Consider the following 26,360-nt stretch of genomic DNA (forward strand, 5'->3'; position numbering starts at 1 on the left):
AAATTAGTTGAAATGTCCATTTACCGCAAAGTCCTTCCCTTGATGATAATTCTTACGCTATGTTATTCGCTCGGACTATCCAGATGATTTTAAAGGTGAAAGATGCTCTACGTAATTTATGCTGAAGACCATGCCGATTCACTGGCCAATCGCACGTCATCCTGCCCTGCCCATGTGGCGCGCTTGCAAGCGCTGCGCGATCAGGGCCGTCTGGTGATGGCCGGCCCCCATCCGGCGATCGACAGCATCGATCCCGGCGACGCGGGTTTTACCGGTTCGACCATCATCACCGAATTCTCTTCCCTGGCTGAAGCCAAAAGCTGGGCAGACGCCGATCCCTATCTGGCCGCCGGCGTGTACAAGACGGTGACGGTAAAACCCTTCAAGAAAACGTTCTGATTCAGCACGGCATCCGTTGTCGGAGTGGTGAGAAGTCTACCACTCCCCCCACAGACGATCATTGATCTGGTCAGAATGGTGATCACGGTTAATAATGTTCTGACTATCCTCAACTTCTGGGTTCTGTCAGCCTTTGGCTCACTGCGCAGCCATCAACCAAGTGAAAAGAAATTTGTGTATTCATCATCGGAGTCTTCCCCCATGGCCGTAGCCTATTCCAGCAAAGAGCTGACCCGCGCTGCGTCCATGATTTCCCTGGGTGTGGCGCTGATACTGGTCGGTGTGAAATTTTGGGGATGGTATGCCACCGGTTCAATCTCATTACTGACCTCGGCGGCAGATGGGTTTGTTGACGTTCTGGCCTCGCTGGTCACCCTCATTGGCGTTCGTTACGCCATACGGCCTGCGGATCAGGGGCACCGCTATGGGCACGGAAAAGCTGAAGCGGTAGCCGCTTTTGTGCAGGCACTGTTGCTGGCGGGCGTCGGGATCATCCTGGGTATCAAATCTGCCGAGCGGGCCTTTAACCCTGAACCTCTGGAACAACTTGGATTGGGTATTTGGGTGATCATCATCAGTTCCTTTGCCGCCATGGGTTTGGTCATGATGCAGAGTTATGTGGTGAAACGCACCGGCTCCACCGCCATTGCCGCCGATCGCGCACACTACGTTACCGATGTTGCCGTAAATATTGCCGTACTGTGCGCGCTGGTCCTGCATAAACTTTTTGGCTGGGTACGCGCGGATGCACTGGGTGCCATCGCCATTTCGATCTATATGTTATGGAATGCCCGCGGCATGGCGCTTAATGCGTTGACGCAGTTACTGGATCGCGAACTGAGTACCCGCGATCGTGAGCGTATCCGTGATGCCGTATTGAGTTGCGAAGGCGTGCAAGGGGTACATGATATCCGCACCCGTAACGGCGGTGATCGGGTATTTGTTGAATTTCATGTCGAGGTGGAGGGGAGCCTCTCCGTCGATATTGGACATGACATTGGTGATGCGGCTGAGGCCGCGGTAAGGAGAATATTCCAGGCGGCAGATGTTACCGCGCACCTGGAGCCAGCGGGCATCGTGGATGAGCGACTTGATGATTTAATCAAATAGCCCTCTCCATGCCTGAGTTCCACCCCTTATTCAGAGGTAGCCATGACTTCATCAACGCCGGATGCCAGCAAGCCAATGCCTGCGGCAGAACAACCCGATCACTTGCGTTTTCACCGCCCTCATGCCCACCTTTCACCCACGTTTGGTGAAGGCTGGTTTGCCCTCAAGGCCGAGGCGTTTGCGCGATTTTTTGGCACACCACTCTTTTTAGGTGCCCAGACATTGGTGGTGGCGATCTGGATTATCATCAACGTCACCGGCGTGGTGAAATTCGATATTTACCCGTTTATCCTGCTGAATCTCGCCTTCAGTCTTCAGGCCGCCTATGCCGCGCCGTTGATTCTGCTGGCACAAACCCGTCAGGCCGAGCGTGATAAAGCCCATGCGGATGCCGACGCGCAACATCGTGAGGCATTGGCGATGGCGAATGAGCAACGGCAGACGATTGCTGCTGATTGTGCAACACAAATGCTGGAGTTGTTGAAACAGAATACCGAACTGACGTCGTTGACCAAAGAACTCACCGAACGCATCGAGGTGCTGACTTCGCAGTTGCATAAGAAACTGCTGCAAGAAAAACAACAAGAGTGAGCCGTCGTTGGCTCAGGAATCATATCGTCCCTGACGGATAAGATTGTTAGATCATCCGAGACGACGGTACGGCAAAATATCTGAAACTGAATAATCCGGTTGATAACCTCACGCAGGTCATTCCGGTGGCCTGCTTTCCCTTCTTTTGGTGTTTTTTGTGCTGTTAATTCCCTAAAAAATGCCTCCAGTCACAATTCGGGAAGATAAAAAATCATCCTATTGCCTGCCAGATGTTATACGTTATGTTGATGTGGAGCTCACAAAATGTAACTGGAAGGTTAACGATAATGTCAAATAAATTACGAATCTCTCTGATTGCCACCGCTGTTCTGATGTCTTCCTCTGCAATATCTGCATTACCTACGGGCTATCCGGCTGACTATCAAAAAGTCGTCGATGCGGCGACCAAAGAAGGCAAAGTGGTCATCTATTCCACTACCGATACCAAAGCTGCCGGCCCGCTGATTCAAGGCTTCGAGGCGGCCTATCCGGGCATCAAAGTTGAATATAACGACATGAACAGTACCGAACTGTACAACCGTTTTATCAGCGAACAGGCCTCGGGTGGCACCAGCGGTGACGTAGTCTGGAGTTCTTCAATGGACACCGCGCTGAAACTTGCGGCCGACTATGCACAGGAATACAAATCGCCAGAGCAGGGTCAGTTGCCGAAATGGGCGGTATGGCAAGACAAGGCTTACGGCACAACTTACGAGCCGGTGGTGTTTATCTATAACAAACGGCTGATTCCGGCAAGTGACGTGCCTGATTCACATGCGGCACTGGCGAAACTGATTGCCAGCCAGACCGACAAGTTCAGCAAAAAAATCACCACCTACGACATCGAGAAATCGGGTCTTGGATTCATGCTTTCCGTGCAGGATTTCAAAGCCGATCCGAATTACTTCAAAACGCTGGCGGATGTCGCCAAAGGCGGCTTGTCGGTACAGTCTTCTACCGGCACCATGATGGAAAGGGTGTCATCCGGCGAAAACCTGATCGGCTTCAATATTCTGGGTTCTTATGCCGAAGCCCGCGCCAAAACGGACCCGTCGCTGGGTATTTCCTATCCGAAGGATTACACCCTGGTACTGTCCCGCGTTTCTTTCATCAGCCAGCAAGCTACAAATAGCAACGCAGCAAAACTGTGGCTGAACTATGTGCTGTCAGAAAAAGGGCAAAGCATTCTGGCTAATCAGTCCGACATTCCATCAATCCGTAACGATATCGAAGGTAAAAATGACATCGACGGCATGACCAAAATGTTGGGGACAGCGCTCAAACCTATCCCGGTCGACGAAACCCTGCTGGAATACCTGCAACAGAAAAAACGTTTGGATTACATCAAACAGTGGCGAGAAGCCGCTTCCAAGTAAGGGTATTACGGAAGCGCGTCACCATTCGCCGCGCTTCCCTTCCTCTTACCTGATTTCGCTGTTCAGGGTTGTCAACCGAAGGGATGTAACATGAGTGCATTGCGCAGAAAGTGGCAGAGCCTGCCGCGCGGCATTGTGGTGTTGATAACCGCGCTGGTTATCTACATTCCGTTGTCGTTCATTGTGATACAAAGTTTTCTTTCCGCACCGTTCTTTTCCCCGTCAAAAGAGTGGAGCCTCGAGTCTTTCGGATTCATTTTTACCGATCCAGATTTCTATAGAGCCCTAAAAAGCGGATTTATTCTGGCGTTCGGTTTAGTCGTGATTGCCATTCCGCTCGGGGGCATTCTGGCGTTCCTGATGGTACGAACTGATTTGCCGGGCCGCCGCGTGATTGAACCGCTGATCCTGGTACCGATTTTTGTCTCACCGATGGTACTGGCATTCGGCTATGTGGTTGCCGCTGGGCCGGTCGGTTTCTTCTCTCTGTGGACGCAATCCCTGATTGGTTTTGTACCGTGGAATATCTACAACATGTCGAGCATCGTAGTCATCGCGGGTCTGACCCACGTTCCTCATGCCTATCTCTATATCTCTTCAGCGCTGCGCAACGTTGGTTCCGATGTTGAAGAAGCCGCACGAACAATTGGTGCAACACCGTTACAGGTCATGACGGCGGTCAGCCTGCCGATGGTGCGTCCATCGATTCTCTACGCCACGGTTTTGCTGTTCTTCCTCGGGCTGGAAGTGTTTGGCCTGATGCTGGTGCTCGGTGATCCGGAAGGCAATATGGTGCTGGCGACCTATTTGTATCAGTTGACCAATAAACTCGGCACGCCTTCCTATCATCTGATGGCTGCTGTGGCTGTGGTGCTGATTTGTATCACTATTCCGCTCGTCATGTTGCAGCGCCGGTTGATGCGCACTGCCAACCGTTTTGTGACGGTAAAGGGGAAAGCCTCGCAAGCCCGCGCGTTGCCACTGGGGAAATGGCGCTGGGTGGCAGGCGCCGTGGTGGCATTCTGGTTGACCGTCACCATCGGCGTTCCGCTGCTTGGCGTCATACTCCGGGCGTTTATTTCCAACTGGGGCGTCGGTGTATCCCTCTGGGACGAGCTGTCGATCAACACCTTCCGCACTATCTGGGAACAACCAAATCTGCTGCGTGCCATTGTGAACTCCATGGCGATTGGCGTATTTGGCGGCGCACTGGCGGTGGCCTGCTACCTGTTTATCGGCATCTCCATGCATCGCAAACCGGACGGTGTAACGCGTTTCCTCGACTACAGCGTGCTGGTGCCGCGTGCTGTTCCCGGTCTGCTGGCCGGTCTGGCGTTCCTGTGGGTTTTCCTGTTCCTGCCGATGTGGCTCGATAACTCACTCAAATCCGGCTGGATATCAGGAATGCCTTGGTCGCAGTGGCTGCGGGATAATCTGGTGGTCTGGCTGCGTTCGCTACGCAGTACCATTTTCAGCGTCTGGTTAGCGTATACCGTGGTGTGGATGGCGTACGGATTACGGCTGATTTCCTCAACGTTATTGCAGGTAGGGCCGGAGCTGGAAGAAGCCGCGCGCAGTACCGGCGCAACCCGTGGGCAAATTACCCGACACGTCACTATTCCCTTATCGCGCTACGGGCTGATTGGCTCCTGGTTGCTAATGTTCCTGATTTTCGAACGCGAATACTCAACCGGCGTGTACCTGCTTTCGCCGGGTACCGAAACCATCGGTTCGATGTTGGTTTCCCTGTGGGCAACGGGTGCTATTGATATTGTCGCAGCACTTTCCTTTATTAACATCCTGCTGGTGGTGATAGGTCTGGGTATTGCCCTTCGTTTTGGAGTCAAATTACATGATTGAATTATCGGTCGAGAATCTGCACTTAACCTACGGCGAAAATCCGGTGTTAAAGGGCGTTTCCATGGATCTGAAGCGGGGTGAAGTGGTCTCTCTGCTTGGGCCTTCCGGCAGCGGAAAAACCACGTTACTGCGCGCCGTCGCTGGGCTGGAAAAGCCCACGCAGGGCACGATTATCATCGGAAAAAACAAGGTTTACGACGGCACGCCACGCAGCGAAATTCCTGCCGAAGAGCGCAATCTCGGGCTGGTATTCCAGTCTTACGCGCTATGGCCGCATAAGACCGTGTTCGAGAACGTGGCTTACCCGCTCAAATTGCGCAAAGTCGCAGCGGCTGAAATCACCCAACGGGTGCAGGACGTGCTGGATCAGCTCGGCCTCGGGCAACTCGGCAAACGTCACCCGCATCAGCTTTCCGGTGGTCAGCAACAGCGCGTGGCGATTGGCCGCGCGCTGGTCTACAACCCGCCAGTAATCCTGCTGGATGAACCCTTGTCGAATCTCGACGCCAAGCTGCGGGAAGAAGCCCGCGTGTTCCTGCGCGAGCTGATAATCAAACTGGGTTTGTCGGCGCTGATGGTGACGCACGATCAGAATGAGGCGATGGCAATTTCCGACCGTATTCTGCTGCTCAACAACGGCAAAATCGAACAACAGGGTACACCACAGGAAATGTACGGTTCGCCAAAAAAACTGTTTACGGCAGAATTCATGGGGAGCAACAACCGCCTGCATGGCAAAATTACCGAGGTACGCGACGGTAAAGCGCGCATTGAAGGCAAAGACTGGGCGCTGTGGGGATTGGCTGGTGAAGGTGTGCAAAGTGGTCAAGAAGGGACGGCGGTGATCCGCGTGGAACGCGTCGTGCTGGCAGACGGTCCGGGTGAAAATCAACTTGAGCTGCCGTTGCTGACCAGCATGTATCTCGGTGACCGCTGGGAATATCTGTTCCGTACTTTAGGCGATGATTTTGTCATCCGCGCCTACGGCACCGACGTTCGCGATCCGCAGCATTGTCATCTGGCGTTGCCTGAGAATCATGTCTGGATTTTCCCTAAATCCTGATTCGTTCAGGGAGCGATTGCTGGTCGCTCCCTGCAATACTTCTGGCATTCAGTTTGCTAAACCAGGAAAGTTTTTCCTGCCCCATGGCGGGTTGACAGAGATAAACCTGTAAGCCTACAGGCACGACGTTGAGACCCGTCGCATCACACGCTAGCCTCCTGCTGATTTACCACTCGTAAGCCACCGCATAGAGTGAAAGGCGGCGGAGCTGAAGGTGATGAACCTGACGGATACGATAAATATGGCGATAACGGCGCGATTGCCCTTCGAGCCAGCGGCTTTTACGACGCTGTTGCTGCCGTAACATTCTCCAACGCCCTACTTCATTTCTACTGCGTTTCATGAATAACAACTCTTCGAAAACCCACGACCGGGGCATTATATGCCTTTCATTTTGTGATCCAAGCCTTGTCTCTATGGCGGGAGGATTTTTCTGCATTACCCTGTGCCGCGCTAAAAAATCAAGATTTCATACTGCAAAAAAATAATTCTGACTGATACTTCTGTTATACAGATCGCCGCAAGATTATGTTGGATAAAAGGTTTCACCTTTCCATAACTCTGCGTACACTCAAACTTATCGTTCGCGAACGGAACTTTTCGCCCTTATGACAACATTTTATTCAGTAATCAGCTGGCTAATGGTTTTTGGTTATTGGCTGCTGATTGCCGGTGTCACGCTGCGCATTCTGATGAAGCGACGAGCGGTACCTTCCGCCATGGCGTGGCTGCTGATCATCTATATCATTCCCCTGGTGGGTATTATTGCTTACCTTTCGTTCGGCGAACTGCATCTCGGCAAGCGTCGTGCGGAGCGGGCGAAAGCCATGTGGCCCTCAACCGCGCGCTGGTTGAGTGAACTGAAAGATTGCCAACAAATTTTTGCCACGGAAAACAGTGAAGTCGCCAGACCCCTGTTTCAACTGTGTGAACGCCGTCAAGGTATCGCCGGAGTGAAAGGTAATCAGCTGCAATTGCTGACCACTTGTGACGACACGCTGAAGGCGCTCATCCGCGATATCGAACTCGCGAGATACAATATCGAGATGGTGTTTTACATCTGGCAACCCGGAGGGCTGGTGGATCAAGTGGCTGAGTCCTTGATGGCAGCCGCCCGACGGGGTATTCACTGCCGCCTGATGCTCGATTCTGCTGGCAGTCTGCAATTTTTCCGCAGCCCTTATCCGGCGATGATGCGCAATGCGGGCATCGAGGTCGTTGAAGCGCTGAAAGTGAATCTGCTCCGCGTTTTCCTGCGTCGCATGGATTTGCGTCAACACCGTAAAGTCGTGTTGATCGATAACTATGTCGCCTACACCGGCAGTATGAATATGGTCGATCCGCGCCTTTTCAAACAGGAGGCTGGTGTCGGGCAGTGGATTGATGTCATGGCACGCATGGAAGGCCCGGTGGCGACGACCATGGGTATTGTCTACTCTTGTGACTGGGAGATAGAAACCGGGAAACGTATCCTGCCACCGCCGCCTGACAGCAATGTTATGTCGTTTGAGCAGGAGAGCGGACACACCATTCAGGTGATCGCCTCAGGACCAGGCTTCCCGGAAGAGATGATTCATCAGGCACTGCTCACTGCGGCGTATTCAGCACGTGAGCAGTTGATTATGACGACCCCCTATTTTGTGCCGAGTGATGATCTGCTGCATGCGATTTGCACGGCAGCCCAGCGTGGTGTCGACGTGAGTATCATTGTTCCACGGGTCAACGATTCAATGCTGGTGGGCTGGGCCAGTCGGGCATTTTTCAACGAATTGCTCGAAGCCGGCGTAAAAGTTTATCAGTTCGAGGACGGCCTGTTACATACCAAGAGCGTACTGGTTGACGGTCAGCTCAGTCTGGTTGGAACAGTAAACCTGGATATGCGCAGTCTATGGCTTAACTTTGAAATTACGTTGGTCATTGACGATGATGGTTTCGGTTCTGATTTGGCCTGTGTGCAAGAGGATTATATTGCGCGATCCACGCTGCTGAATGCGACACAATGGCTTAAGCGTCCCTTCTGGCATCGAATTGTTGAACGCCTTTTCTACTTTTTCAGTCCGCTACTGTAAAAGCTATGGCGAGAATGTTCTAATACCCACATTGCGCGTGGCTAACTCATTTTAACGGGACTTTATATGGATCTGAATAATCGCCTGACAGAAGATGAAGCATTGGAACAGGCTTACGATATTTTTCTTGAATTGGCTGGCGATAATCTCGACCCTGCGGATATCCTGCTGTTCAATTTGCAGTTCGAAGAACGCGGTGGTGCCGAACTTTACGATCCTGCCGAAGATTGGCAAGAGCATGTCGATTTCGATCTGAACCCAGATTTTTATGTCGAAGTCATTATTGGACTGGCGGATGCCGATGGTGAGCCGATCAACGACGTATTCGCGCGGGTTCTGATCTGCCGCGAAAAAGCGCATAAATTCTGCCATATTCTGTGGAAAGAATAATCGCGTTACGCTTATCGCACTGATATTTTCTTCTTGGGTAGCGTGTTTCCACTTATAAGAAAGCCCTGTCGGCATCCCATCCTGACAGGGCTTTTTTGATCGTTATGCGGATTACAGTGGATCAACCTTCAGGCATGATACCGCATGACGGAAACTGCCTTCGAGTAACGGTCGGGTCTGCGCGCATTCCGGTCCGGCAATCGGGCAGCGGGTACGGAACACGCAGCCCGATGGCGGATTAATGGGTGACGGCAAATCACCTTCCAGCAACTGAATGGTTTTCGCCCTCTCCTTGGCGGGATCGGGAATCGGCACTGCCGACATCAGTGCCTTGGTGTAGGGATGCTGCGGATTGTGATAGACCTCATCATAGGTGCCCAGCTCAACCGCATGCCCCAGATACATCACCAGAACACGATCGGAAATATGTTTAACTACCGCCAGATCGTGGGCGATGAAGATCAGCGATAACCCCATCTCACGCTGCAATTTCTGCAACAGGTTGACCACCTGCGCCTGAATTGACACGTCCAGTGCCGACACCGGTTCATCACAGATTATCAGCTTGGGTTCCAGGATCAGCGCACGCGCAATACCAATACGCTGGCACTGGCCGCCAGAGAACTCATGCGGGTAGCGGTTAATCAGGTTCGGCAAAAGGCCAACCTTCAGCATCATCGCTTTTACTTTGTCCTTGACCTCTTGACGCGCCATCTTGGGATAATAAGTACGCAGCGGTTCAGCAATGATTTCCCCAATCGTCATACGTGGATTAAGGGAAGCCAATGGGTCCTGGAAGATCATCTGGATGTCGCTGCGCGTTTTCCGCCACTCCGCGTCATTCATGTTCAGCAGATCTTTCCCCAGCCACGCAACGCGTCCGCTGGTGGCCTTCACCAGCCCGATAATTGCGCGGGCAAACGTCGATTTGCCACAGCCAGATTCCCCCACCACACCGAGTGTTTCACCCTCGTAGAGACGCACCGTCACACCATCCACCGCCTTCAGGGTTTTTGGCGGTTGCCAGAACCACTGCTTGCTGTCGCGGATGTCGAAATACACCTTGAGATCGGCGACTTCGAGTAACACTTTTTTGTCAGCAACCGTACTCATACCAACTCCTCTACCGGCTTGAAGCAGGCACGCAAACGGCCTTCACCAAAACGTTCCAGCGGCGGTGCGCTGGAGCAAATGTCCATTGCATACGGGCAGCGAGGTTGGAAAGGACACCCTTTTGGCAAACGCAGCAAGTTTGGCGGGTTACCTGGAATAGTCATCAGTGACTCCCCTTGCGCATCAAGGCGTGGAACCGCACTTAATAAACCCATTGAATAAGGGTGTGTAGGGTTGTAGAACACATCGCGCGCTCGGCCATATTCCATGGTGCGGCCCGCATACATCACCAATACCTTGTCACAGATCCCGGCCACAACGCCGAGATCGTGGGTGATCATGATAATCGCCGTGTTGAACTCATCTTTCAGTTCATTCAACAGCGTCATGATTTGCGCCTGTACGGTCACATCCAGCGCAGTTGTCGGCTCATCCGCAATCAGTAATTTCGGTCGGCATTGTAACGCCATCGCGATCATCACCCGCTGGCGCATGCCCCCTGAAAATTCATGGGGATACATTCTCATGCGCTTGCGTGCTTCCGGCATTTTCACCGCATCCAGCATGCGGATCGACTCTTCAAACGCGTCATGCTTGCTCATCTTTTTATGCAACTGCAACACTTCCATCAGTTGCTCCCCGACGCGCATGTAAGGGTTAAGAGAGGTCATGGGATCCTGAAAAATCATCGAGATTTCTTCAGCGCGTAGCTTGTTGAGCTGTTTCTCCGGCAGGTTGAGGATTTCGCGGCCATTGAATTTCGCCGAGCCGCCAATGCGCCCGTTGCTTGCCAGCAATCCCATCAACGCAAAGGCCGTCTGAGATTTGCCTGAGCCGGACTCGCCCACGATGCCCAGGGTCTCGCCTGCACGCAGGTCGAAGTTGAGATCGTTGACGGCGGTGACATCGCCATCCGGCGTACCAAACGTCACCCGCAGGTCTTTAACGTCCAGGAGGATCGGGGGTTTTACGCTGCCGTCGAGGGTTTGCGCATCCGTGACGGTATGATCAATAGTGCTCATGGTTGCACTCCTTACCGATCTTTCGGATCGAGGGCATCACGCAAGCCATCGCCGATAAAGTTAAAACAAAACAGAGTGACAACCAGGAAGACTGCCGGAAACATCAGCAACCAGGGTGAAACTTCCATCGAGTTGGCACCGTCGCTCAACAGCGCGCCCCAACTGCTCAGTGGTTCCTGCGTACCCAGACCCAGGAAACTCAAAAAAGACTCGAACAGGATCATGCTTGGAACCAGCAATGATGCATACACCACCACCACGCCCAGAACGTTGGGAACGATATGGCGCAGCACAATGTTGCGGGTGGAAACACCACATACCTGCGCCGCTTCGATGAACTCTTTACGTTTGAGGCTGAGGGTCTGGCCGCGCACGATACGCGCCATGTCCAGCCAGGAAACCATGCCAATCGCCACAAAGATCAGCAGGATGTTCTGACCAAAAAAGGTCACCAGCAGAATGACGAAAAACATAAAGGGGAAGGAGTTGAGGATCTCAAGCAGGCGCATCATCACGGAGTCGGTCTTGCCGCCGAGATAGCCTGACAGCGATCCATACAGCGTTCCCAGGATCACAGCAACAAACGCCGCAGCAATCCCCACCATCAATGAAATCCGGCCACCAATTGCCACGCGAACCAGCAGGTCGCGGCCCGATGAATCGGTACCGAAATAGTGTCCCGACGCCAGATCCGGTGCGGCAGACATCATATTCCAGTCGGTATCATCATAAGTAAATTGCGCCAGCATCGGGGCGAACACCACAAAAAGCGCAATCAGGAACAGCACGACCAGACTGGTCACGGCAGCGCGGTTATGCATGAAACGTCGGCGGGCATCCTGCCACAGACTGCGCCCCTCAACATCCAGTTTTTCGCTGAAATTTTCCAGAGCTTCGCTACTTTTATCACTTAACATCATGGGCGTGCTCCAACATCAGTAACGGATCTTCGGATCGATAACGGCATACAACACGTCAACAATCGCGTTAAACAGAATAGTTAAACCACCCACCAGAATTGTCAGGCTCAGCACCAGAGAATAGTCGCGGTTCAATGCTCCATTTACGAACAGTTGGCCAATACCCGGCAGACCAAAAATGGTTTCAATAACCATCGAACCCGTGATGATCCCAACAAATGCAGGCCCCATGTAAGACATGACCGGCAACAATGCCGGCTTGAGCGCATGACGGAAGATAATCCGGCGCATCGGCAGACCTTTCGCCCGTGCGGTACGTATAAAGTTGGAGTGCAGAACTTCAATCATCGAGCCGCGGGTAATACGCGCGATACTGGCGATATACGCCAGCGACAACGCCACCATCGGTAAAATAATGAATTTGGGCGCGCCGCCGTTCCATCCACCACCCGGAAGCCATTTCAAGGTGATGGCAAAAATCAGCACCAGCAACGGCGCGACGACAAAACTGGGGATCACCACACCGGTCATGGCAAACCCCATCACCGTATAATCCCATTTCGTGTTTTGATTAAGCGCAGCAATCACCCCGGCACTGACACCCAGCACTACGGCCAAAATAAACGCCGCCAGGCCGAGCTTGGCCGAAACCGGAAAAGACGCCGAGACCAGGTCATTGACCGAATAATCTTTATATTTGAAGGAAGGGCCAAAATCCCCTTTTGCCAACTGTCCCAGATAGTTGAAATACTGTTTATAGACAGGATCATTGAGATGATACTTTGCCTCAATATTTGCCATCACTTCCGGGGGAAGATTACGCTCGCCGGTGAAAGGACTACCCGGTGCAAGACGCATCATGAAGAATGAAATGGTGATCAGAATAAATAGCGTCGGAATCGCTTCCAGACAGCGGCGGAAAATAAACTTTAACATTGCCCGTACCTGTTTTAAGCCTTAACAGCGGCCTTATAACGACAAATCTACAGCGATCTCTTTATATTTATCATTGGAAAGGCCGAGCACCCGGAGATGCTCAGCCTGACTGTTATTAATGCTTGATAATATAGAGATCTTTCACATAGACGTTATCTTGTGGATCTTTGCCGGTATAGCCGCCCACATACGGTTTCACCAAACGGGCGTTAACGTAGTAATAGACCGGGACAATGACAGAGTCTTTATCCAATTGCTGTTCAGCTTTCTGGTACAGTGCTGCGCGCTCTTCATCGCCCTTGACTTGCAATGCAGCAGCAATCGCTTTGTCAAAGTCCGCGCTCTTGTAATGCGAGGTGTTGTTGCTGCTGGTAGACAGCATGGTGTTCAGGAAAGAGGTGGGTTCGTTATAGTCGGAACACCAGGCTGCACGTGCGACATCATAATTACCCTGATGGCGGCTATCCAGGAAGGTTTTCCACTCCTGGTTTTCCAGCTTGACGTCGATGCCGAGGTTTTTCTTCCAGATAGACGCCGCTGCGATAGCCAGTTTCTTATGCAGATCCGACGTGTTGTACAGCAGGTTCAACGTCAGCGGTTTCGCTGAGCTATAGCCCGCGTCTGCCAACAGTTTCTTCGCTTCTTCGTTGCGTTTTTCCTGCGTCCAGCCAAACCATTCTGGTGCAGTCAGCTTACCATCCGCACCATCCGTGTAAGGTGGGGTGTAACCGTAGGCTGGCAGGTCGCCCTGATTCTTCACTTTATCCACGATGATATCGCGATCCATGCCCAGTTTCAGTGCGGTACGGACGCGCACATCATTGAATGGGGCTTTCTGGTTGTTGATTTCGTAGTAATAAGTACACAGGTATGGGTCAACGTGCACTTCGGTCGGGACTTCTTTCTTCAGTTTCTGGAACAATTCGATCGGCATGTTGTTATAGGTCATGTCGATTTCACCGCTGCGATAGCGGTTGACATCAGTCACTTCAGAAGAGATTGGCAGGTAGGTAACCTGATTGATGATGGTCTTCTCGTTATCCCAATATTCCGGGTTACGCTCAAGCACGATACGTTCGTTAACGGTCCAGGCTTTCAGTTTGTAAGCGCCATTGCTGACATAGTTCTCAGGCAAGGTCCATTTGTCACCAAATTTCTCAACGGTTTTTTGGTTCACCGGCTTCATCGCGGTGTGGGACAACATTTTAACGAAATAAGGAACAGGTTCGGACAGCGTCACTTCCAGCGTGTGGTCGTCGATCGCCTTCACACCCAGCGTGTCAGGACTTTTCTTGCCAGCGATAATGTCATCGATATTGACGATATGCCCGTACTGCAGATAGCTCTCGTAGGGGGAGGCTGTTTTTGGATCAGCCAGACGCTGCCAACTGAACACGAAATCTTCGGCGGTGACCGGATCACCATTTGACCATTTTGCATCTTTACGCAGGTGGAAGGTCCAGACTTTAAAGTCTTTATTGTCCCAGCTTTCGGCCACACCCGGAATAACGCTGCCATCGGCGGCGCTGGTAGTGATCAGCCCTTCCAGCAGATCGCGGATGACATTGGATTCGGGAACACCTTCGACTTTATGCGGATCGAGTGACTGAACCTCTGAACCGTTATTGCGAACCAGAACCTGTTTTTCTGCCAGTTGCACACCCGCCGGCACTGTCGCCGCAAAAGCACTCCCGGTTGCCATAACTCCCATTGCGGCAATAATGCCTGCTGCCAGAAGACTTCTTTTTGTGATGTTGGTCATTTTTATACAACTCCAGTTTTTATTATAAACTTACCCTTGAGGAGCAAGATTACCCCGCTTTGCGGTTTTTATTTTCTATCTGGCTCAAAGGAACGGATTTGATCCAGACAGTTCCCACATCGTATTACCCTGCAATTAGCGGATAATACCCCCACTCATATTACGGTTTAAGAATATACAAATTCTTGAAGTCGGTTAGATCCTGAGGATCTTTACCCGGAAAACCGTCGACTGCCGATTTTATCAATCTTGCGCATACTCGGGTTGCCACTCTATTTACCCATCACAAGCAAGATCCGTACTCACTCTGCGTTGTGACGAAACTTTCTTTAACCAGGCCGTTGCTGTTAACTAAACCATCGTTGCCGGAAATTATCAGAAGCAATTCTGGAGAGCCAATATATTTTGCAAAAATGTTAACCATTTCTCTTTTGCGTTAACTATTGCCCACAGAATGAAGAGGGAGATTAGCACGCAACTAACTTTTAAATCATTGATAAATATTGATATAATTTGATGCTTCCCCAAAATATTTTATAAATAAAGCGGATATAAAATAATCAAAAACAATACATTAGCATTAACATTTATCTAAGAATAATCTGCTGCGTGACTGCGGATAAACACTCATAACATCTCGATACACTGTGCACAAGCCCTACAGAATGATGTGATTAAATTAACATCAAAACGGGCCGTCAAGTTGGAAGGATTGCTTAGAAGTGAATGAGATAAGCGATATAAATGGCGTATTTGGCGTGATCTAGCCACGAAGTCGCGCTTTATGCGACATTACGGTGCAAGTAGCGAGTTTTGAATCTAACATTGCACTATATTAATGCGCAATACTGTGATGGGAACAGACAATACGCTGGCGGGAAACGCGTTGACAGCGTTATCCCGCAGTTAATTCACGATGAGTAATAATGACAATGCGTGGCGACTTCAAAGCAATCCGGGGAAAATTGCTTTTATACCCGTAACGATAAATTCTATTCCGAGCGCCATCAATAACAGGCCCATTATACGGGTAATGACGTTAATTCCTGTCTGGCCCAAGAGACGGACCAATAGCGGCGCCGCCCTGAACAAAAGCCAGCAACAGAAGGCAAAAAACGCGATAGCGATCGTCAGGCCAATCAGGTTCTGCCAACTGTGATAGCGGGAACTCCACACAATGGTTGAACTGATTGCGCCCGGTCCCGCCATAAGAGGCAAAGCCAGCGGCACCACACCAACACTTTCACGAATAGCCGTTTCTGACTTTTCTTGCTTGTTCTGTTTGTCCTCACCCAATTTACCGCTGATCATCGACATGGCGATAGTGACCACCAGAATCCCACCGGCAATACGGAACGAATCGATGGATATGCCGAAAAGATGCAAAATAGCATCCCCCAGGAAAAGTGAGGTGCAGAGAATAATGGCCACGGACAAGTTGGCAGTCAGGTTGGTTTTATCCCTGCCTGCTGCGGCCTGATAGCTGGTCATACTAATAAAAACAGGGAGTATGCCAACGGGATTCACCAGCGCAAAAAGTCCGACGAAGAATTTGATATAACCTGAAAAATCCAGAATAGATGGGCTCACGCAAAACTCCGCAAACAAGCACTATAATAAGGGGGATATTCGATGGCCGCTAATGTAAAGCAAACAGTTGGCGGAATCCATATCCTTAGTTGGTATTTTATACTGTTAATTTGTAAGTATTAAAAACAATACACCTATGTTAAACAGAAGCCTCAGATAAAGATTATTCGCTACAAGAATGTCACAAGCCCCATTCAAATGAGAACCACTCTCAACAATGGCTTGCTGAAAGGAGTCAGCATCTTCATTTATTGATCTACATCACAAAAAGAATAGCTAAGAGTAGGTAAGCTACCATCGTCATCAGAAGGTAGTAGACTACGATTAAAGTTTTCCCGTTAGGAGTCTGTTAATAAATTACCACCTGACAAATGACAGACTTCTGAAAAGCTCTTTAAGTAAATAAGCGGTTATTACAGCGAAATAGCCTTCTTTGGGGTTAATCGGCAGACAGTTTCAAGGGTTAACCCACCGGACACGAAGCCTTGTTGGCGGGCTATACTTATTGTTCCGACAGCTCATTTACTAAAAGAGTTTAACATTATCAGGAGAGCATTATGGCTGTAACCAATGTCGCTGAACTGAACGAGTTAGTAGCCCGTGTCAAAAAAGCCCAGCGCGAGTATGCCAACTTTACTCAAGAGCAAGTAGACAAGATCTTCCGCGCGGCCGCCCTGGCTGCTGCTGATGCCCGTATCCCCCTGGCCAAAATGGCTGTGGCGGAATCCGGCATGGGTATTGTCGAAGATAAAGTGATTAAAAACCACTTTGCTTCCGAGTATATCTACAATGCCTATAAAGATGAAAAAACCTGTGGGGTTCTGGACGTAGATGCGACTTTCGGCACTATGACCATCGCAGAACCTATCGGTCTTATCTGTGGTATTGTTCCTACTACCAACCCTACTTCCACGGCGATCTTCAAAGCATTAATCAGCTTGAAAACCCGTAACGGTATTATCTTCTCCCCGCACCCACGTGCGAAAAATGCCACCAACAAAGCCGCAGATATCGTGCTGCAAGCCGCTATCGCTGCGGGTGCACCAAAAGACATCATTGGCTGGATTGATGAGCCTTCTGTTGAGCTCTCCAACCAATTGATGCATCACCCGGATCTGAACCTGATTCTGGCAACCGGTGGCCCAGGCATGGTTAAAGCTGCCTACAGCTCAGGTAAACCTGCCATCGGTGTAGGTGCGGGTAACACACCAGTCGTGGTTGATGAAACCGCTGACATCAAACGCGTTGTGGCATCCATCCTGATGTCCAAAACCTTTGATAACGGTGTTATCTGTGCGTCAGAACAGTCCATCATTGTTGTGGACTCCATTTATGAAGCCGTGCGTGAGCGTTTCTCTACCCACGGTGGTTACCTGCTGCAAGGTTCTGAGCTGAAAGCCGTTCAGGGTATCATCCTGAAAAATGGTGGCCTCAATGCTGCCATCGTGGGTCAGCCAGCCACCAAGATTGCAGAAATGGCCGGAATCAGCGTGCCATCAAGCACCAAGATCCTCATCGGTGAAGTGGTTCTCGTTGATGAATCCGAGCCTTTCGCTCACGAAAAACTGTCACCGACCCTGGCTATGTACCGTGCGAAGAACTTTGAAGACGCGGTGGACAAAGCAGAGAAATTGGTCGCAATGGGTGGTATCGGCCACACCTCTTGCCTGTATACCGACCAGGACAACCAACCAGAACGCGTTAATTTCTTCGGCGACAAAATGAAGACCGCACGTATTCTGATCAATACCCCGGCTTCACACGGTGGTATCGGTGACCTGTATAACTTTAAACTTGCTCCTTCACTGACGCTCGGTTGTGGTTCCTGGGGTGGTAACTCCATCTCTGAGAACGTTGGACCAAAACACCTGATCAACAAGAAAACTGTAGCGAAGCGGGCAGAAAACATGTTGTGGCATAAATTACCGAAATCAATCTACTTCCGCCGTGGCTCACTGCCAATCGCGCTGGATGAAGTTGCATCAGACGGTGCAAAACGTGCCTTCATCGTGACTGACCGTTTCTTGTTCAATAACGGTTATGCCGATCAAATCGTCAGCGTGTTGAAAGGCCACGGCCTTGAAACCGAAGTGTTCTTTGAAGTAGAGGCCGATCCTACCCTGAGCATCGTACGTAAAGGTGCTGAGCAGATGAACTCCTTCAAACCAGACGTGATTATCGCGCTGGGTGGTGGTTCACCAATGGATGCCGCGAAGATCATGTGGGTGATGTACGAACATCCGGAAACGCACTTCGAAGAACTGGCATTGCGCTTTATGGATATCCGTAAACGTATTTACAAGTTCCCGAAAATGGGCGTGAAGGCAAAAATGATTGCCGTCACCACCACGTCCGGCACCGGTTCAGAAGTCACGCCGTTCGCTGTTGTAACTGATGATGCAACGGGCCAGAAATATCCATTGGCTGACTATGCCTTGACTCCGGATATGGCGATTGTCGATGCCAACCTGGTCATGAACATGCCGAAATCGCTTTGCGCCTTCGGTGGTCTGGATGCCGTAACCCACGCACTGGAAGCCTACGTTTCCGTGCTGGCGAACGAATACTCCGACGGCCAGGCTCTGCAAGCATTGAAACTGCTGAAAGAATTCTTGCCAGCCAGCTACAAAGATGGCGCGAAAAACCCGGTTGCCCGTGAGCGCGTCCACAATGCTGCCACTATCGCGGGTATCGCGTTTGCCAACGCCTTCCTTGGGGTATGTCACTCAATGGCCCACAAACTGGGTTCCGAGTTCCACATTCCACACGGTCTGGCTAACGCCATGTTGATCTCCAACGTTATCCGTTATAACGCCAACGACAACCCAACCAAGCAGACTGCATTCAGCCAGTACGACCGCCCACAGGCACGTCGTCGCTACGCTGAAATCGCTGACCATTTGGGTCTGAGTGCACCGGGTGACCGTACTGCACAGAAGATCGCCAACCTGCTGAACTGGCTGGATGAGATCAAAGCTGAATTGGGTATCCCAACGTCTATCCGTGAAGCTGGCGTGCAGGAAGCAGACTTCCTGGCGAAAGTGGATAAACTGTCTGAAGATGCGTTCGATGACCAGTGTACTGGCGCTAACCCGCGCTACCCGCTGATCTCTGAATTGAAACAGATTCTGATGGATACTTATTACGGCCGCGACTTCTCTGAGTCTTCTTCCAACGTTGCTTCTGTTGAAGCCACAGTGACTGCTGCCCCAAAAGCAGCGGCAGTGAAAGAAGCCAAAGCTGAGAAGAAAGTGAAGAAATAACTCTTCCCGAAAGTTAATACTGAAAACCCGCCGAACGAAAGGCGGGTTTTTTTATATCTGAATTTTGCTGGCATGGGTAAACAGGAAACGCGCTCTCTAACAGCACCAGAAACGCCACACCGCATGATGACCGGAGTTTGCTGTCTCTCCCCGGGTTGAACCTGTCAGCGCCCTATGTACCCTTTCATTACGCCTAATCGGTGTCCAAAGAACCAATAGCTTCTTTATAGTGACGTCGGCAGACGGACACATAGCTCTCGTTGCCCCCGATAACCACCTGTTCGCCATCGTGCAGGGCTTTCCCACGCTCGTCGAGGCGTAGGACCATGTTGGCCTTGCGGCCACAGTGACAGATGGTTTTAAGCTCTATCAACTTATCCGCCCAGGCAAGGAGGTATTGACTGCCGCCGAAGAGTTCCCCACGGAAGTCGGTACGCAATCCATAGCAGAGGACGGGAATATCAAGCTGATCCACCACATCGGACAGCTGATTCACCTGATCCTTGGTAAGAAACTGCGACTCATCGACCAATACGCAGTGTACGCTCTGTTGTGTATGCTCCTGGGTAATCATATTCAGCAATTCAGTGTCTTTATTATACAACTGTGCCTGGGATGACAAACCAATGCGGGAACTGACTTTACCTACGCCAAAACGATGATCGATTTCAGCGGTAAACACCAGGGTGCGCATACCACGCTCTTGATAATTATACGATGATTGTAATAATGCCGTCGATTTTCCGGCATTCATCGCCGAATAATAAAAATATAGTTGAGCCATGGGCCCGTGACTCCAATGATAAAGAGAATGCTCATGCGGGAAGGTGTAAAGTGTACCATAATCACCCTGCTGCGGCGACATGGACGGGCATGGCGCTAACGCCCTCAAGCGGTATGAGGGTCTTTCTTATATCCATAACATCTATTTACAAACGTAATAATTTGCGACAGATCACAGTTAAATACTACTTTATAAGAATTGGCTAATACGCTGAGGGTATTACGAAATTTCTTTTTTTAATGCGTCGAGCTTTTGCGAAAAAACCTTTTTTTGACTAATAACGTAAGTAGCTGCGTATTTGGTACTGTTAGTCGCTTCTTCTGTCGCTGTTTATCCCGTCGCGGGGTCAACCAGAACATTCCATACATCTATATCCTTAGTATTTGCAGTGATAGTTGTCTCATTATCTGCATAACCGATTAATTTGACACACCCTGTTTATAAATCTCAGTATAACGGGGAGCAAAAACTTAGTTTTTGTCGCTAATGCACTGACTGTAATCGTCCAAAATTTGACTTAATGCTGTCCAACATTCTCTTCCTGCGATTGTATATTTGTGTCTGGCAACAAGTTAAATGCTTTTAAAAAGGGAATTTCTAACTAATAGCCCACATTGTCTATTGCAGAATCCGAAATAGCATTCTATTATTATCGCGACGCCCCCCACCAATATAATTTGAGACTAGGACAATGAGCGAAGCATTAAAAATTCTGAACAACATCCGTACTCTTCGTGCTCAAGCTAGAGAATGTAGCCTTGAAACTCTGGAAGAGATGCTCGAGAAATTAGAAGTCGTGGTTAACGAACGCCGTGAAGAAGATACTCAGGCAGCTGCTGAAATCGAAGAGCGTACTCGTAAACTGCAACAATATCGTGAAATGCTGATTGCTGATGGTATTCATCTGGAAGAATTGATGCAGACTATGACTGTAAGCAAAGCTACGGGTAAAGCCAAGCGTGCTGCACGTCCTGCTAAATATCAGTACAAAGATGAAAATGGCGAAATGAAAACCTGGACCGGCCAGGGCCGTACTCCCGCTGTTATCAAAAAAGCTATCGACGATGGCAAAAAGCTGGAAGATTTCCTGCTGTAATATTTCCTGCATACTTGCAAGCTATTACTGCTTAAAAAGTACTGTCTAAAAAGCTCCCTTTTAAAGGGGGCTTTTTTTATGGAAACATTTTATCTCACCTGTTTCCGTTAGGTAACAAAAAAGGACCCATAAAGGATCCTTTAAAGAAACAGCAACCTTCGCCATTACACGTTGTAGAACGCTCTGTACCACGCCACAAAGCGCGCAATACCTTCATCAACGCTCGTCTGCGGTTTAAAGCCTATCGCCTCGTACAGGGGCTGTGTGTCAGCACTGGTCTCAAGGACATCACCCGGTTGCATCGGCATCAGATTCTTAGTCGCCGTAATACCCAGCGCACGCTCCAGTGCGCTTATGTATTCCATTAATTTGACCGGCTGACTATTACCGATATTATACACCCGATATGGCGCTGAACTGGACGCAGCTGAACCCTGTTCCACTGTCCAATTTTTATCAATTGTTGGAATTACTGACAGCAGGCGCACGATAGCCTCGGCAATATCATCGATGTAAGTAAAGTCACGGCGCATTTCACCGTGGTTATATACATCAATGCTTTCTCCGGAAAGTATGGCTTTAGTGAATTTAAACAGAGCCATATCCGGACGTCCCCACGGACCATATACAGTAAAGAAGCGTAATCCTGTCGTAGGTAAATTGTAAAGATGCGAATAAGTATGTGACATCAGTTCATTCGCTTTCTTTGTTGCCGCATAAAGCGAAACGGGATGATCGACAGAATCATCCGTGGCGAAAGGCATTTTCCGGTTAAGACCATATACTGAACTTGACGACGCATACAGCAGATGCCCAACCTTATTATGGCGGCACCCTTCCAATACATTGAGGTGGCCCACTAAATTCGAATCCGCATAGGCTAACGGATTTTCGAGCGAATAACGTACACCCGCCTGCGCGCCCAAATGGATAACCCGCTGGAATTGCTGTGCTGCAAATAAGTCGGCCATCCCCTGACGGTCAGCCAAATCAAGTTTAATGAAGGTAAAATCAGAATTAGTCTCAAGCCGTCCCAATCGGGCGAGCTTCAAATTGACATCATAGTAATCGTTAAGGTTATCGATACCGACAACCTTATGGCCTGCATCAAGCAGGCGCTCCGTTACGTGATAACCAATAAATCCTGCCGCACCGGTCACCAGAAAATTCATAGCCTCAGCCTCTTAACGTTCCTGATTAATCGATGCTCCGCGGCCAATACCATAATAAGTAAAGCCACGTTTCGCCAAACGCTCTGGATCGAATAGATTGCGACCATCAAAAATAATGGGTTGTTTGAGCGCAGACTTAATCACATCAAAATCAGGGGCGCGGAAGTTCTGCCATTCAGTACAAATCACCAATGCATCGGCACCTTGCAATGCCGCTTCTTTGGTGCCCATTAGTTTCAGATCCTCGCGGTGGCCATAAATACGCTGAGTTTCATCCATCGCTTCCGGATCAAACGCCTGGATTTGTGCACCCGCTTCCCACAAGGTTTCCATTAATACGCGGCTGGACGCTTCACGCATATCATCGGTATTCGGTTTGAATGCCAGGCCCCACAGTGCAAACGTTTTGCCCTTCAGGTCATTACCAAATTCACCTTTGATGAATTGGCTCAGCTTATATTTCTGCTGATAGTTCACTTGTTCAACGGCTTGCAGGAGCTTAGGCTGGTAGCCGATATTCTCCGCAGTGCGAATCAGCGCCTGAACGTCTTTCGGGAAACAGGAACCGCCGTAGCCGCAGCCTGGATAGATAAAGTGATAACCAATACGTGAATCAGAGCCGATACCTTGACGCACTTTTTCAACATCCGCGCCAAGTAACTCAGCCAGATTGGCAATTTCATTCATAAAGCTGATTTTGGTCGCCAGCATACAGTTGGCAGCATATTTGGTCAGTTCAGCACTGCGAACATCCATCAGGATCATACGATCGTGATTACGGTTGAACGGCTCATAAAGTTCACGGATAGGTTCGATGGCTGCCGGATTATCTGTACCGATGACAATACGCTCAGGACGCATGCAGTCAGCCACTGCCGCGCCCTCTTTCAGGAATTCAGGGTTAGAGACCACATCAAACTCAACATTGCTGCCACGTTGCTTCAGCGTCTCTTCCATCACGGCACGAACTTTATCTGCCGTGCCCACCGGGACAGTGGACTTATCAATAACAACTTTACGGTCGGTCATGTACTGAGCGATCGTTTTGGCAACGGCGGTCACATATTTGAGGTCAGCGGAACCATCTTCATCGGGAGGTGTACCTACGGCGATGAACTGGATCGTACCGTGAGCCACACCGGCTTGCGCATCGGTAGTGAAATGAAGGCGACCGGCTTCGAAGTTTTGCTGAACCAAAGGCGTCAAACCCGGCTCATAAATCGGGATAATCCCTTTTTTGAGGTTTTCTACTTTGTGTGCATCAACATCGATACATAACACATCGTGACCAACTTCAGCTAATACGGCAGCCTGGACCAAGCCGACATAGCCAATACCAAAAACTGTTACTTTCATGGGAAAATCCTAGTTTTTAAAATTGAAGAACAAATTAAATGTAGAGATGATTCTTTTCTGCGCGTCATTGACGGGATTTGATTCTGTCATTATCCAACTAAACCCACATTGTGCAAAAGCCAAAATCGGGCAATTCGGATTATCTTTAGCCAAATGTACACTACCCCGCTCAATTACTTGCACACCAAAATGATCCTAATGCCGCCGTCAGTCTCTTTTGGCTAATTGAATCAGACATTAAGTCTGGGTCAGCCACGCTCATATATTGAGCAATTGCAGCATGACACTTAATTAATCTTGCGAGTATACCATTTTGATCCAGCAAGGTTTATTCAATACAACTGTTTGGTAAATTTTAAGATAATTACCCGGGTTTTCTCCGCGGTCTTATGGAAAAGCGTCATGGGGGTAAGAGCGGGATGTGAACTGCACTACTCATCAGCGGAAAGCATTAATCTCAAGCGACCACCAGCACCCCATATCTGGCACTGCCAGGCGTCACAACGTTGACTAATCTGATTCGAATACGTTGCACCCAACGTCCCCAAAGGGACACCGTTGCTCAATTGGATCTGGTTTTCATCGGTATTGATGGTGGCATGCAAACCCGCGGAGACCAAAATCAGGTTTTTATATTCGGCATGGTAATAACCCAACAGCAAGGGGAATTGTCCTTCCAGATGTGCCTGACGCAATAACTGGTTCACCTGTTTTAATACCGTCGACATGTGCGGCAGACGCTGGCGCTGATTGGTCAGGTGATCGCGTAATAAGCCGCTGAATATTGCTCTGAGCAATAATGCTGCCAAAACACCGTTTTCCGAGGCACGAGTGACATCAAGACAATAGAATGCCAAGTCGTTGGAGGATAAAGCCGCAATATCAAGGACCAAACCGGGTTGCTCTGCCATGGTCAACTGACGATAGTTAATCCGGCAGTTGGCCAGCGTTTGCTGCACCGGGGGCTGCAGTTGCTTCAATAACCTGGCCGCCTCTTCCGGATTTTGGCAAAGTGCCGACCAATCCTGGATCAGATCGTTTTTCTCAATCGCCTGTGAAGTAAACAGATTGGGGTAAAGTGCCGCAAGCAAGGCTTCGCGCAAACGGTTAAGATCGGCGAGCGGTTTCAATAACACATCTTCTACACCCAATCGCAATACCTGGGCGATATCGCTCATGTTGTCCGTCGCGGAGATAATCACAATGGGGATTTTATTGCCTTGCAGGCGCAGGTTCTCAACGAGCTCTATTCCACCCATTTCAGGCATGGCAAGATCGCAGAGGATCAGATCCGGTGGCTGGTCTTCAACGGCTGATAGCGCCTCAAGACCGTTTACCGCTTCGCTCGTCGTCGCACCAAGGGAAGTGAGGTAGCCAGCAAGCACAGAGCGGAATACCGCTTCATCCTCAACGATCAGAATATGCTTGCTTGTTAACGGTTTGTCCATCAGGCCCCCTCACGGTCACTCATGTAATAGTGGCCTAAAAAGTGCGTTTCCGCTTGCCTGAATTGTCAGCAGGTTATGGTTTTGCACAAAAAAACTCACAAATGTCTATTTTTGATTAAGGGTAAAAGCCGATCGCGTTGTTTTTCAACGGCCACTCTTCCCGCTTCGATCGCTTCATCTTCACGATGAAAATCCAGTCGTGAGATCTACGGGCAAAATGGTTGAATCAAGACATCCGACAGAGCATCCGGCAACAACATCAATGTCGATGCCCATCTCTTTCAGCATGTTAATCACACCAATGTGTGCCCATCCCCTCGCTGCACCAGAACCTAATGCTAAACCAACTTTTACCTGTCGCATGCTGTTTTTGTGCTTTCATCCTTATAAACTCCCCATCCGGGAGTCGACTGATGCGCTAAAGACCGCCAGTTACGTTGTCAGCGGGTGATATTGTTAGGTAACATAGGCCCCTTTCACATTCACGGCTGCGGTCACTATGCTTGCGCCGCAAATCAGGAGTTGCTTTGACACAGCCATGCCCTTGCGGCAGCACCTTACCTTTTTCCGAGTGCTGCAAACCGTACCTGAGTGGTCAGAAAAACGCCACCACGCCCGGCATATTAATGCGTTCCCGCTACACTGCTTATGTCACAAAAGATGTCGATTACCTGATCGCCAGTTGGCATCCAGACTGCGGGGCGGAGAAATGGCGTAACAGCATTCTTGAAAGTTTCACACAGACTATGTGGTTGGATCTACGAATTTTGTCTGAAATTGCGGGGTCCCACGATCGGGAGGGCTTTGTCGAGTTCAGTGCCCGCTATCAGGAAGGTTCATCCAATAAAGTTAGCGTGATGCATGAACGGTCACGCTTTATTCAGTTGAATGAACGCTGGTACTATATTGATGGCATCCACCCACAATCAGGCAGGAATGATCCCTGCCCTTGTGGTTCTGGAAAAAAATATAAGAAGTGTTGTGGTCAGTAAATGTTGATACACAACACACTGAAATTATCGTAACGCCCTGGACAGGAC

At 49.9% G+C, this 26,360-nt stretch carries 22 protein-coding genes and 2 pseudogenes; 11 read left to right on the forward strand and 13 right to left on the reverse strand.

Annotated features, from left to right (window positions below):
• Window positions 1-102 precede the first annotated feature (102 nt).
• The 6 genes from DRI82_RS11485 (at window position 103) to DRI82_RS11510 (ending at window position 6,399) form a co-directional block, all read left to right on the forward strand.
• Entirely contained in the window at window positions 103-399 is a 297-nt protein-coding gene (locus DRI82_RS11485; protein ID WP_114193747.1) for a YciI family protein, read from the forward strand.
• A 201-nt stretch (window positions 400-600) separates the two neighbouring features.
• Entirely contained in the window at window positions 601-1,509 is a 909-nt protein-coding gene (locus DRI82_RS11490; RefSeq protein ID WP_114194139.1) for a cation diffusion facilitator family transporter, read from the forward strand.
• Window positions 1,510-1,551: 42 nt separating this feature from the next.
• Window positions 1,552-2,100 (forward strand): DUF1003 domain-containing protein, encoded by a 549-nt coding sequence (locus DRI82_RS11495; protein ID WP_211317652.1) that lies wholly within the window; start codon window positions 1,552-1,554, stop codon window positions 2,098-2,100.
• A gap of 287 nt (window positions 2,101-2,387) precedes the next feature.
• Window positions 2,388-3,476: an ABC transporter substrate-binding protein gene (locus DRI82_RS11500; RefSeq protein WP_114193749.1), complete on the forward strand. Its 1,089-nt coding sequence runs from the start codon at window positions 2,388-2,390 to the stop codon at window positions 3,474-3,476.
• 90 nt (window positions 3,477-3,566) lie between these two features.
• Window positions 3,567-5,336 carry an ABC transporter permease gene (locus DRI82_RS11505; RefSeq protein ID WP_114193751.1) on the forward strand — a complete coding sequence of 590 codons (1,770 nt, stop codon included), beginning with the start codon at window positions 3,567-3,569 and terminating at the stop codon, window positions 5,334-5,336.
• A complete protein-coding gene (locus DRI82_RS11510; RefSeq protein WP_114193753.1) occupies window positions 5,329-6,399 on the forward strand; it encodes an ABC transporter ATP-binding protein in 1,071 nt (356 codons plus the stop codon). Before DRI82_RS11505 ends, DRI82_RS11510 begins: the two co-directional genes overlap by 8 nt.
• 166 nt (window positions 6,400-6,565) lie before the next feature.
• Here the strand turns inward: DRI82_RS11510 and DRI82_RS11515 are convergent, their stop codons facing one another.
• Entirely contained in the window at window positions 6,566-6,742 is a 177-nt protein-coding gene (locus DRI82_RS11515) for a YciY family protein (RefSeq protein WP_157968054.1), read from the reverse strand.
• A 265-nt stretch (window positions 6,743-7,007) separates the two neighbouring features.
• On the opposite strand from DRI82_RS11515, the gene cls reads away from it, so the two are divergent.
• Window positions 7,008-8,468 (forward strand): cardiolipin synthase, encoded by a 1,461-nt coding sequence (cls, locus tag DRI82_RS11520; protein WP_114193757.1) that lies wholly within the window; start codon window positions 7,008-7,010, stop codon window positions 8,466-8,468.
• Between the two features lie 66 nt (window positions 8,469-8,534).
• Window positions 8,535-8,858: an HI1450 family dsDNA-mimic protein gene (locus DRI82_RS11525; protein ID WP_114193759.1), complete on the forward strand. Its 324-nt coding sequence runs from the start codon at window positions 8,535-8,537 to the stop codon at window positions 8,856-8,858.
• A gap of 111 nt (window positions 8,859-8,969) precedes the next feature.
• Here DRI82_RS11525 and oppF read toward each other — a convergent pair whose 3' ends face one another.
• From oppF to DRI82_RS11555, 6 genes are all read right to left on the reverse strand, one after another.
• Window positions 8,970-9,971, reverse strand: a complete 1,002-nt coding sequence (oppF, locus tag DRI82_RS11530; protein WP_114193761.1) for a murein tripeptide/oligopeptide ABC transporter ATP binding protein OppF — start codon at window positions 9,969-9,971, stop codon at window positions 8,970-8,972.
• The gene (gene oppD / locus DRI82_RS11535; protein ID WP_114193763.1) at window positions 9,968-10,993 is read right to left on the reverse strand and encodes an ABC transporter ATP-binding protein; all 1,026 of its coding nucleotides are present in this window, start codon (window positions 10,991-10,993) and stop codon (window positions 9,968-9,970) included. The genes oppF and oppD overlap by 4 nt, the downstream gene beginning before the upstream one ends.
• Window positions 10,994-11,004: 11 nt before the next feature.
• Window positions 11,005-11,913: an oligopeptide ABC transporter permease OppC gene (gene oppC, locus DRI82_RS11540; protein ID WP_114193765.1), complete on the reverse strand. Its 909-nt coding sequence runs from the start codon at window positions 11,911-11,913 to the stop codon at window positions 11,005-11,007.
• A 15-nt stretch (window positions 11,914-11,928) separates the two neighbouring features.
• On the reverse strand, window positions 11,929-12,849 hold the full coding sequence (gene oppB / locus DRI82_RS11545) for an oligopeptide ABC transporter permease OppB (protein WP_114193767.1): 921 nt from the start codon (window positions 12,847-12,849) through the stop codon (window positions 11,929-11,931).
• Between the two features lie 115 nt (window positions 12,850-12,964).
• Window positions 12,965-14,611 carry an oligopeptide ABC transporter substrate-binding protein OppA gene (oppA, locus tag DRI82_RS11550; RefSeq protein WP_114193769.1) on the reverse strand — a complete coding sequence of 549 codons (1,647 nt, stop codon included), beginning with the start codon at window positions 14,609-14,611 and terminating at the stop codon, window positions 12,965-12,967.
• Window positions 14,612-15,556: 945 nt separating this feature from the next.
• Window positions 15,557-16,201 (reverse strand): YchE family NAAT transporter, encoded by a 645-nt coding sequence (locus DRI82_RS11555; protein ID WP_114193771.1) that lies wholly within the window; start codon window positions 16,199-16,201, stop codon window positions 15,557-15,559.
• 557 nt (window positions 16,202-16,758) lie between these two features.
• Here DRI82_RS11555 and adhE point away from each other — a divergent pair.
• Entirely contained in the window at window positions 16,759-19,464 is a 2,706-nt protein-coding gene (gene adhE, locus DRI82_RS11560; RefSeq protein WP_114193773.1) for a bifunctional acetaldehyde-CoA/alcohol dehydrogenase, read from the forward strand.
• A 193-nt stretch (window positions 19,465-19,657) separates the two neighbouring features.
• On the opposite strand, the gene DRI82_RS11565 is transcribed toward adhE, so the two are convergent.
• On the reverse strand, window positions 19,658-20,248 hold the full coding sequence (locus DRI82_RS11565; protein WP_114193775.1) for a thymidine kinase: 591 nt from the start codon (window positions 20,246-20,248) through the stop codon (window positions 19,658-19,660).
• Window positions 20,249-20,939: 691 nt separating this feature from the next.
• Here DRI82_RS11565 and hns point away from each other — a divergent pair.
• Entirely contained in the window at window positions 20,940-21,344 is a 405-nt protein-coding gene (gene hns, locus DRI82_RS11570) for a histone-like nucleoid-structuring protein H-NS (RefSeq protein WP_114193777.1), read from the forward strand.
• A 164-nt stretch (window positions 21,345-21,508) separates the two neighbouring features.
• On the opposite strand, the gene DRI82_RS11575 is transcribed toward hns, so the two are convergent.
• The 5 genes and pseudogenes from DRI82_RS11575 to DRI82_RS11595 all read right to left on the reverse strand — a co-directional run.
• Entirely contained in the window at window positions 21,509-22,516 is a 1,008-nt protein-coding gene (locus DRI82_RS11575; protein ID WP_114193779.1) for an NAD-dependent epimerase, read from the reverse strand.
• A gap of 12 nt (window positions 22,517-22,528) precedes the next feature.
• A complete protein-coding gene (locus DRI82_RS11580; RefSeq protein ID WP_114193781.1) occupies window positions 22,529-23,872 on the reverse strand; it encodes a UDP-glucose dehydrogenase family protein in 1,344 nt (447 codons plus the stop codon).
• Window positions 23,873-24,303: 431 nt separating this feature from the next.
• Window positions 24,304-25,320 carry a two-component system response regulator RssB gene (gene rssB, locus DRI82_RS11585; protein WP_114193784.1) on the reverse strand — a complete coding sequence of 339 codons (1,017 nt, stop codon included), beginning with the start codon at window positions 25,318-25,320 and terminating at the stop codon, window positions 24,304-24,306.
• Window positions 25,321-25,415: 95 nt separating this feature from the next.
• Window positions 25,416-25,556, reverse strand: a pseudogene (locus DRI82_RS24605) (patatin-like phospholipase RssA); the annotation flags it as partial.
• Window positions 25,549-25,683, reverse strand: a pseudogene (locus DRI82_RS11595) (patatin-like phospholipase family protein); the annotation flags it as partial. The pseudogenes DRI82_RS11595 and DRI82_RS24605, both read right to left, overlap by 8 nt.
• Window positions 25,684-25,847: 164 nt before the next feature.
• Here DRI82_RS11595 and DRI82_RS11600 point away from each other — a divergent pair.
• Window positions 25,848-26,312, forward strand: a complete 465-nt coding sequence (locus DRI82_RS11600; protein ID WP_114193786.1) for a YchJ family protein — start codon at window positions 25,848-25,850, stop codon at window positions 26,310-26,312.
• The last annotated feature ends 48 nt before the right edge of the window (window positions 26,313-26,360 follow it).

It is taken from the genome of Edaphovirga cremea, from assembly GCF_003332275.1.
GTDB classification, from domain to species: domain Bacteria; phylum Pseudomonadota; class Gammaproteobacteria; order Enterobacterales; family Enterobacteriaceae; genus Edaphovirga; species Edaphovirga cremea.